Raw genomic sequence first — 9,460 nt, forward strand, 5'->3', positions numbered from 1 at the left:
GTGCACAACTCGCCCTCTCGCGCCCGGCTGCCGCTCGGACCGACTTGACCCCGACGGGCACCTACTGTCAGTGCCGTGCGTCAGACTGGTCCCCGGTGTCCTTCCCGTCACAGGGGGCGGTGACACCGAGTCGGAGGACTCAGTAGCAACAGCAGGAGGCGGCTTACGGTGAAGATCCGGGTGGAACGCGACGTACTCGCGGAGGCAGTGGCCTGGGCGGCACGCAGCCTCCCGGCCCGTCCGCCGGCGCCTGTCCTCGCCGGCCTGCTGCTCAAGGCCGAGGACGGCCAGCTGAGTCTGTCGAGCTTCGACTACGAGGTCTCCGCGCGGGTGAACGTCGAGGCGGAGGTCGAGGAGGAGGGCACCGTCCTGGTCTCCGGCCGGCTGCTCGCCGACATCTCGCGCGCCCTCCCCAACCGGCCGGTGGAGATTTCCACAGACGGTGTACGGGCGACCGTGGTCTGCGGCACCTCCCGGTTCACCCTCCACACCCTGCCCGTGGAGGAGTACCCGGCCCTGCCGCAGATGCCGAACGCGACCGGCACCGTCCCCGGCGAGGTCTTCGCCGCGGCCGTCTCCCAGGTGGCCATCGCCGCCGGCCGTGACGACACGCTGCCGGTGCTCACCGGTGTGCGCATCGAGATCGAGGGCGACACGGTCACCCTGGCCTCCACCGACCGCTACCGCTTCGCGGTCCGCGAGTTCCTGTGGAAGCCGGAGAACCCGGACGCCTCCGCCGTCGCCCTGGTCCCGGCCAAGACGCTGCTGGACACCGCCAAGTCGCTGGGCGCCGGGGACAGCGTCACGCTCGCGCTGGCCGGTGCCGGCGCCGGTGAGGGCCTGATCGGTTTCGAGGGCGCCGGGCGGCGTACGACCACGCGCCTGCTCGAGGGCGACCTGCCCAAGTACCGGACGCTGTTCCCGACCGAGTTCAACTCCGTCGCCGTGATCGAGACCGCGCCGTTCGTGGAGGCGGTCAAGCGTGTGGCCCTGGTCGCCGAGCGGAACACCCCGGTGCGGCTGAGCTTCGAGCAGGGCGTGCTGATCCTGGAGGCCGGTTCCAGCGACGACGCACAGGCTGTGGAAAGGGTCGACGCCCAGCTGGAGGGCGACGACATCTCGATCGCCTTCAACCCGACGTTCCTGCTGGACGGCCTGAGCGCGATCGACTCCCCGGTGGCGCAGCTGTCGTTCACCACCTCCACGAAGCCGGCGCTGCTCAGCGGGAAGCCGGCGGTGGACGCGGAGGCCGACGACGCGTACAAGTACCTGATCATGCCGGTCCGGCTCAGCGGCTGACGTTTTCCACAGGTGTGCACGGCGCCGGGCGTCCCTGTGGATGCCCGGCACCGTGACCGGGTGGGTGCGACGATCCGGGTTCTCGGGGTGGACCAAGACCGCTCGCGGCTACGTTTCCGCAGGTCAGCGTGGGTCTCGCATGAGCGCGTATGCCCACAGCTGTGCGTGAGCGTCCGGGTTTAGGCTCGGCTCGGCACCTCGGTGCCTCTCACGCCACACAGCGACCTAAGGAACACAACTGATGGAGCTCGGTCTCGTCGGCCTCGGCAAGATGGGCGGCAACATGCGCGAGCGGATCCGCCGCGCGGGCCACACCGTCATCGGGTACGACCGCAACGCGGACGTCGCGGATGTCCACAGCCTGGAAGAGCTTGTGGGCAAGCTCAGCGGGCCGCGCGTGGTCTGGGTGATGGTCCCGGCGGGCGAGCCCACCCAGTCGACCATCGACCGGCTCGCCGAGCTGCTGGAGCCCGGCGACGTGGTCGTGGACGGCGGCAACTCCCGCTGGACCGACGACGAGCGGCACGCCGAGGAACTGGCCGCCAAGGGCATAGGCTTCGTCGACTGCGGTGTCTCCGGCGGCGTGTGGGGCCTGGAGAACGGGTACGCGCTGATGTACGGCGGCGACGCCGAGAACGTCGCCAAGGTGCAGCCGGTCTTCGACGCCCTGAAGCCGGAGGGCGACTTCGGCTCGGTGCACGCCGGCAAGGTCGGTGCGGGCCACTTCGCGAAGATGGTCCACAACGGCATCGAGTACGCCATGATGCAGGCCTACGCCGAGGGCTGGGAGCTGCTGGAGAAGGTCGACTCCGTGGAGAACGTCCGCGAGGTCTTCCGCTCCTGGCAGGAGGGCACGGTCATCCGGTCCTGGCTGCTGGACCTCGCGGTCAACGCCCTCGACGAGGACGAGCACCTGGACGCCCTGCGCGGTTACGCGCAGGACTCCGGTGAGGGACGCTGGACGGTGGAGGCGGCCATCGACAACGCCGTGCCGCTGCCGGCGATCACCGCCTCGCTGTTCGCGCGGTTCGCCTCCCGCCAGGAGGACTCGCCGCAGATGAAGATGATCGCCGCGCTGCGCAACCAGTTCGGCGGTCACGCCGTGGAGAAGAAGTAAGCCGCAGCACAAGCAGGGAGGTCGGCGGGACGACCATGCACGTCACGCATCTTTCGCTGGCCGACTTCCGCTCGTACGCCCGGGCCGAGGTCCCGCTCGACCCGGGCGTCACCGCCTTCGTCGGCCCCAACGGGCAGGGCAAGACCAACCTGGTGGAGGCGGTCGGATACCTGGCCACGCTCGGCAGCCACCGGGTCGTCTCCGACGCGCCGCTGGTGCGCATGGGCGCCGAGCGGGCGATCGTGCGGGCCCAGGTCCGCCAGGGCGACCGGCAGCAGCTGATCGAGCTGGAACTGAACCCGGGCAAGGCCAACCGCGCCCGTATCAACCGCTCCTCGCAGGTCAGACCGCGGGACGTGCTGGGGATCGTACGGACCGTGCTGTTCGCGCCCGAGGACCTCGCCCTCGTCAAGGGCGACCCGGGTGAGCGGCGGCGGTTCCTCGACGAGCTGGTCACCGCGCGCTCGCCGCGGATGGCGGGCGTGCGCTCCGACTACGAGCGGGTGCTCAAGCAGCGCAACACCCTGCTGAAGTCGGCGGCTCTCGCGCGCCGGCACGGTGGACGATCCATCGACCTGTCCACGCTCGACGTGTGGGACCAGCACCTCGCGCGCGCGGGCGCCGAGGTGCTCGCCCAGCGGCTCGACCTGGTGGCGGCGCTCCAGCCGCTGGCGGACAAGGCCTACGAGCAGCTGGCGCCCGGCGGCGGACCGGTCGCGCTGGAGTACAAGCCCTCGGCGCCGGGCGAGGCCCACACCCGCGAGGAGCTGTACGAGCAGCTGATGGCGGCCCTCGCCGAGGCGCGCAAGCAGGAGATCGAGCGGGGCGTCACCCTGGTCGGTCCGCACCGGGACGACCTGCTGCTGCAGCTCGGCCGGCTGCCCGCCAAGGGCTACGCCTCGCACGGCGAGTCCTGGTCCTACGCCCTCGCCCTCCGGCTGGCCTCCTACGACCTGCTGCGCGCGGAGGGCAACGAGCCGGTGCTGATCCTGGACGACGTCTTCGCGGAGCTGGACGCCCGCCGCCGGGAACGGCTCGCGGAACTGGTCGCTCCCGGCGAGCAGGTGCTGGTCACCGCCGCCGTGGACGACGACGTACCCCATGTGCTGGCCGGCGCCCGGTACGCGGTGGCCGGCGGGACGGTGGAGCGCGTATGAACCCCGAGGACCCCGCACCGAACACCCCCGAGGCCCCGGGCACGCCGAAGGCGGCGGGTGCCGGGGAGCCCTCCGGTGTCGACCTCGCGCGCGTGGCGTTGCGCGCCGCGAAGGAGCAGGCACGCGCGCGTGGGGACGCGGCACGGCAGAAGAAGCAGGCCCGGCGCGGCGGCGGCCTGCGCTCCGGTGCCCGCGCCGACGGACGCGACCCGCTGGAGCTGGGGGCGGCGATCAACCGGCTGATCACCGAGCGCGGCTGGGAGACGCCCGCCGCGGTGGGCGGGGTGATGGGCCGCTGGCCGCAGATCGTCGGCGAGGACCTGGCCAAGCACTGTGTGCCGCAGCGGTACGACGAGGACGAGCGGGTGCTGGTCGTGGCGTGCGACTCCACGGCCTGGGCGACCCAGCTGCGGCACCTCGCGCCCGCGCTGGTGGCCCGGCTCAACCAGGATCTGGGGCAGGGCAGCGTACGGACGATCAAAGTGCTCAACCCGGGCGGGCCGGCCCGCCGCTACGGCCCGCTGCGGGCGCCGGGCAGCACCGGTCCCGGCGATACGTACGGGTGACGTACCTCACGTCCGCGCGGGCGCGGGGGATGGCCGCCGTGGCCGTACGAGGCGGTGCGGACCGCGCCCGGATCGTCCCCGGATGGCCTTCTGACCCGCCGGTAGCCACGGGTTGACGGCTCGAAGCGCTGAGTGCCGCTGTGAGCCCCTTGGAGCCCCCATCCGCATATCGGGACCCGCCCGAGACCGGTTCAGGGCGGCACATGGGAGCTCAGGTGCCCGCAAACCCCCATCGATGTCAGTGCTACCGGTAGACTGGAAGACAATCCCGCCCCAACGTGGGGACCGCCCGGGAAAAGCTGAGCAACGCTGATCAAGGCTTACCAACGCAACATGCCGCAGCCGCTCCGGCAACCTGCCGCCGAGCCCGGCTCGTGCTGTGCCAGAAAGGGCGCTTCGTGGCCGATTCCGGCAACCCCAACGAGAACATCCCGTCCACCGACGCCGGCGTGAACGGCGAGGCCACCGAGTCCGGCGCGGCCTCAGCCTCGTACGACGCCAGCGCCATCACCGTGCTCGAAGGGCTGGACGCGGTCCGCAAGCGGCCCGGCATGTACATCGGCTCCACGGGCGAGCGCGGTCTGCACCACCTGGTGTACGAGGTCGTCGACAACTCGGTCGACGAGGCGCTGGCCGGTTACGCGGACACCATCGACGTGACGATCCTCGCCGACGGCGGGGTGCGCGTGGTGGACAACGGCCGCGGCATCCCGGTGGGCATCGTGCCCTCCGAGGGCAAGCCGGCCGTCGAGGTCGTGCTGACCGTGCTGCACGCGGGCGGCAAGTTCGGCGGCGGCGGTTACGCCGTCTCCGGCGGTCTGCACGGCGTGGGCGTGTCCGTGGTGAACGCGCTGTCCACGAAGGTCTCCGTCGAGGTGAAGACCGACGGCCACCGCTGGACGCAGGACTACAAGATGGGCGTGCCGACGGCCCCGCTGGTCAAGCACGAGGCGACCGAGGAGACCGGCACGTCGGTCACCTTCTGGGCCGACCCGGAGATCTTCGAGACCACCGAGTACTCCTTCGAGACGCTGTCCCGGCGTTTCCAGGAGATGGCGTTCCTCAACAAGGGCCTGACGATCCGGCTCACCGACGAGCGCGAGTCGGCCAAGGCCACCAGCGGCGCGGACGAGGCGGGCGCCGACGAGAAGGCCGAGGTCAAGACCGTCACGTACCACTACGAGGGCGGCATCGTCGACTTCGTGAAGTACCTCAACTCCCGCAAGGGGGACGCGGTGCACCCGACGGTCGTCTCGCTGGAGGCCGAGGACAAGGACAAGAGCCTGTCCCTCGAGGTCGCCATGCAGTGGAACAGCGGCTACAGCGAGGGCGTGTACTCCTTCGCGAACATCATCCACACCCATGAGGGCGGTACCCACGAAGAGGGCTTCCGCGCGGCGCTGACCAGCCTGATCAACAAGTACGCGCGCGACAAGAAGCTGCTGCGCGAGAAGGACGACAACCTCACCGGTGACGACATCCGCGAGGGTCTGACCGCGATCATCTCGGTCAAGCTCAGCGAGCCGCAGTTCGAGGGCCAGACGAAGACCAAGCTGGGCAACACGGAGGCCAAGACCTTCGTGCAGAAGGCGGTCTACGAACACCTCAACGACTGGCTGGACCGCAACCCGGTCGAGGCCGCGGACATCATCCGCAAGGGCATCCAGGCGGCCACCGCGCGCGTGGCGGCCCGCAAGGCGCGCGACCTGACCCGCCGCAAGGGCCTGCTGGAGACGGCGTCGCTGCCCGGCAAGCTGGCCGACTGCCAGTCCAACGACCCGGCCAAGTGCGAGATCTTCATCGTCGAGGGTGACTCCGCCGGCGGCTCGGCCAAGTCCGGCCGGAACCCGCAGTACCAGGCGATCCTCCCGATCCGCGGCAAGATCCTGAACGTGGAGAAGGCGCGGATCGACAAGATCCTGCAGAACCAGGAGATCCAGGCGCTGATCTCGGCCTTCGGCACGGGTGTGCACGAGGACTTCGACATCGAGAAGCTGCGCTACCACAAGATCATCCTGATGGCGGACGCCGACGTCGACGGCCAGCACATCAGCACCCTGCTGCTGACCTTCCTGTTCCGCTTCATGCGGCCGCTGGTCGAGGCCGGGCACGTGTACCTGTCCCGCCCGCCGCTGTACAAGATCAAGTGGGGCCGGGACGACGTGGAGTACGCCTACTCGGACCGTGAGCGCGACGCGCTGATCGAGATGGGCCGCCAGCGAGGCAAGCGCGTCCGCGAGGACTCCATCCAGCGCTTCAAGGGTCTCGGCGAGATGAACGCCGAGGAGCTGCGCGTGACCACCATGGACCAGGAGCACCGGGTCCTCGGCCAGGTCACCCTGGACGACGCCGCCCAGGCCGACGACCTGTTCTCGGTCCTCATGGGCGAGGACGTGGAGGCCCGCCGCCAGTTCATCCAGCGCAACGCCAAGGACGTCCGCTTCCTCGACATCTGAGTCGGTCTCAGCTGACCGCACCAGGAAGGATCTTCACCAGCAATGGCCGACGAGAACACCCCCGTCACCCCGGAAGAGGGCGGCGAACTCGCGATGCGTGTCGAGCCCGTCGGGCTCGAGACGGAGATGCAGCGCTCGTACCTCGACTACGCGATGTCCGTCATCGTCTCCCGCGCGCTGCCGGACGTCCGGGACGGTCTCAAGCCCGTCCACCGCCGTGTGCTGTACGCGATGTACGACGGCGGCTACCGCCCCGAGCGCGGCTTCTACAAGTGCGCCCGTGTCGTCGGCGACGTCATGGGCAACTACCACCCGCACGGCGACTCCTCGATCTACGACGCCCTGGTGCGCCTCGCCCAGCCGTGGTCGATGCGGATGCCGCTGGTGGACTCCAACGGCAACTTCGGCTCCCCGGGCAACGACCCGGCGGCGGCCATGCGCTACACCGAGTGCAAGATGGCGCCGCTGTCGATGGAGATGGTCCGCGACATCGACGAGGAGACCGTCGACTTCACGGACAACTACGACGGCCGCTCCCAGGAGCCGACCGTCCTGCCGGCCCGCTTCCCGAACCTGCTGATCAACGGCTCGGCCGGTATCGCGGTCGGCATGGCCACCAACATCCCGCCGCACAACCTGCGCGAGGTCGCGGCCGGCGCCCAGTGGTACCTGGAGAACCCGGACGTCTCCCACGAGGAGCTGCTGGACGCGCTCATGGAGCGCATCAAGGGCCCGGACTTCCCGACCGGCGCCCTGGTCGTGGGCCGCAAGGGCATCGAGGAGGCGTACCGCACCGGGCGCGGCTCCATCACGATGCGCGCGGTGGTCGAGGTCGAGGAGATCCAGGGCCGCCAGTGCCTGGTGGTCACCGAGCTGCCGTACCAGGTGAACCCGGACAACCTGGCGCAGAAGATCGCCGACCTGGTGAAGGACGGCAAGATCGGCGGCATCGCGGACGTCCGTGACGAGACGTCGTCCCGTACGGGCCAGCGCCTGGTGATCGTCCTGAAGCGGGACGCGGTGGCCAAGGTCGTGCTGAACAACCTGTACAAGCACACCGACCTGCAGACGAACTTCGGCGCCAACATGCTGGCGCTGGTGGACGGCGTGCCGCGCACGCTCTCGCTGGACGCGTTCATCCGGCACTGGGTGACGCACCAGATCGAGGTCATCGTCCGCCGGACCAGGTTCCGGCTGCGCAAGGCCGAGGAGCGGGCGCACATCCTGCGCGGCCTGCTGAAGGCCCTGGACGCCATCGACGAGGTCATCGCGCTGATCCGGCGCAGCGAGACGGTCGAGATCGCGCGCGGCGGCCTGATGGACCTGCTGGAGATCGACGAGATCCAGGCCAACGCGATCCTGGAGATGCAGCTGCGGCGCCTGGCGGCCCTGGAGCGGCAGAAGATCGTCCAGGAGCACGACGAGCTCCAGGCGAAGATCAACGAGTACAACGGGATCCTGGCCTCGCCGGTCCGCCAGCGCGGGATCGTCAGCGAAGAGCTGGCCGCGATCGTCGAGAAGTACGGCGACGACCGCCAGACCAAGCTGATCCCGTACGAGGGCGACATGTCCATCGAGGACCTGATCGCCGAGGAGGACATCGTCGTCACCGTCACGCGCGGCGGTTACGTCAAGCGGACGAAGACGGACGACTACCGGGCGCAGAGGCGCGGCGGCAAGGGCGTGCGCGGCACGAAGCTGAAGGAAGACGACATCGTCGACCACTTCTTCGTCTCCACCACGCACCACTGGCTGCTGTTCTTCACCAACAAGGGCCGGGTGTACCGGGCGAAGGCGTACGAGCTGCCCGAGGCCGGCCGGGACGCGCGCGGCCAGCACGTGGCGAACCTGCTGGCCTTCCAGCCGGACGAGGCGATCGCCGAGATCCTGGCGATCCGGGACTACGAGGCGGCGCCGTACCTGGTCCTGGCGACCAAGTCCGGTCTGGTCAAGAAGACGCCACTGAAGGATTACGATTCGCCCCGCTCCGGCGGTGTCATCGCGATCAACCTGCGCGAGCGCGAGGACGGCAGCGACGACGAACTGATCGGTGCCGAGCTGGTCTCCGCCGAGGACGACCTGCTGCTGATCAGCAAGAAGGCGCAGTCGATCCGGTTCACCGCTTCGGACGAGTCCCTCCGCCCGATGGGCCGCGCCACCTCCGGTGTCAAGGGCATGAGTTTCCGCGAGGGCGACGAGCTTCTCTCGATGAATGTCGTCCGACCCGGTACGTTCGTGTTCACTGCCACCGACGGTGGGTACGCGAAGCGGACCGCCGTCGACGAGTACCGCGTCCAGGGCCGCGGCGGCCTCGGCATCAAGGCCGCCAAGATCGTGGAGGACCGTGGTTCGCTCGTCGGCGCGCTGATTGTCGAGGAGCACGACGAGATCCTCGCGATCACCCTCTCCGGCGGTGTGATTCGTACGCGAGTCAGCGAGGTCAGGGAGACGGGCCGTGACACCATGGGCGTCCAACTGATCAACCTGGGCAAGCGCGATGCCGTGGTCGGCATCGCACGTAACGCCGAGGCCGGGCGCGAGGCGGAGGAAGTCGACGGCGACGTGGCCGTGGACGAGACCGCCGAGGGCGCCGCGACCACCGGCACGGACGAGGGTGAGGCGCCCTCGGCCGAGTAGCACGAGGAGTGAGTCATCGTGAGCGGAGCCACGGGCGCCGGATCGGCCGGTACCTCCACGGGTACGGAAACGGACGGCGGCGGCCGTGGCTCCGCCGCGCGTGCGGCGAGCGCGAGCGACCCGCACACGACCGACCTGAAGCCGGTGAAGGGGTCCGAGGCGGACTCCTCCCGTACGTCTGGATCCCAGGGGGGAACGGTGACGGACACCCGAGGCCCGGCCGGCGAG

At 69.8% G+C, this 9,460-nt stretch carries 6 protein-coding genes and 1 pseudogene; all 7 read left to right on the forward strand.

The genetic code is table 11. From position 1 onward, the window contains the following. Positions 1 to 168 precede the first annotated feature (168 nt). Complete coding sequence (gene dnaN, locus H5J33_RS00865; RefSeq protein WP_030615171.1) at positions 169 to 1,299, forward strand: DNA polymerase III subunit beta; 1,131 nt, start codon at positions 169 to 171, stop codon at positions 1,297 to 1,299. Positions 1,300 to 1,540: 241 nt separating this feature from the next. Beyond that, positions 1,541 to 2,416: a phosphogluconate dehydrogenase (NAD(+)-dependent, decarboxylating) gene (gnd, locus tag H5J33_RS00870; protein WP_181792778.1), complete on the forward strand. Its 876-nt coding sequence runs from the start codon at positions 1,541 to 1,543 to the stop codon at positions 2,414 to 2,416. Positions 2,417 to 2,451: 35 nt separating this feature from the next. Beyond that, positions 2,452 to 3,573, forward strand: a complete 1,122-nt coding sequence (gene recF, locus H5J33_RS00875) for a DNA replication/repair protein RecF (RefSeq protein WP_181792779.1) — start codon at positions 2,452 to 2,454, stop codon at positions 3,571 to 3,573. Then, on the forward strand, positions 3,570 to 4,139 hold the full coding sequence (locus tag H5J33_RS00880) for a DUF721 domain-containing protein (RefSeq protein ID WP_181792780.1): 570 nt from the start codon (positions 3,570 to 3,572) through the stop codon (positions 4,137 to 4,139). Before recF ends, H5J33_RS00880 begins: the two co-directional genes overlap by 4 nt. A 374-nt stretch (positions 4,140 to 4,513) precedes the next feature. Further along, entirely contained in the window at positions 4,514 to 6,595 is a 2,082-nt protein-coding gene (gene gyrB / locus H5J33_RS00885) for a DNA topoisomerase (ATP-hydrolyzing) subunit B (RefSeq protein ID WP_181792781.1), read from the forward strand. 42 nt (positions 6,596 to 6,637) lie between these two features. Next, on the forward strand, positions 6,638 to 9,232 hold the full coding sequence (gene gyrA, locus H5J33_RS00890; RefSeq protein WP_181792782.1) for a DNA gyrase subunit A: 2,595 nt from the start codon (positions 6,638 to 6,640) through the stop codon (positions 9,230 to 9,232). Positions 9,233 to 9,250: 18 nt separating this feature from the next. After that, positions 9,251 to 9,460 (forward strand): annotated as a pseudogene (locus tag H5J33_RS36690) (hypothetical protein); the annotation flags it as partial.

This window comes from Streptomyces sp. WELS2 (assembly GCF_013870595.1).
In the GTDB taxonomy this organism is placed as follows: domain Bacteria; phylum Actinomycetota; class Actinomycetes; order Streptomycetales; family Streptomycetaceae; genus Streptomyces.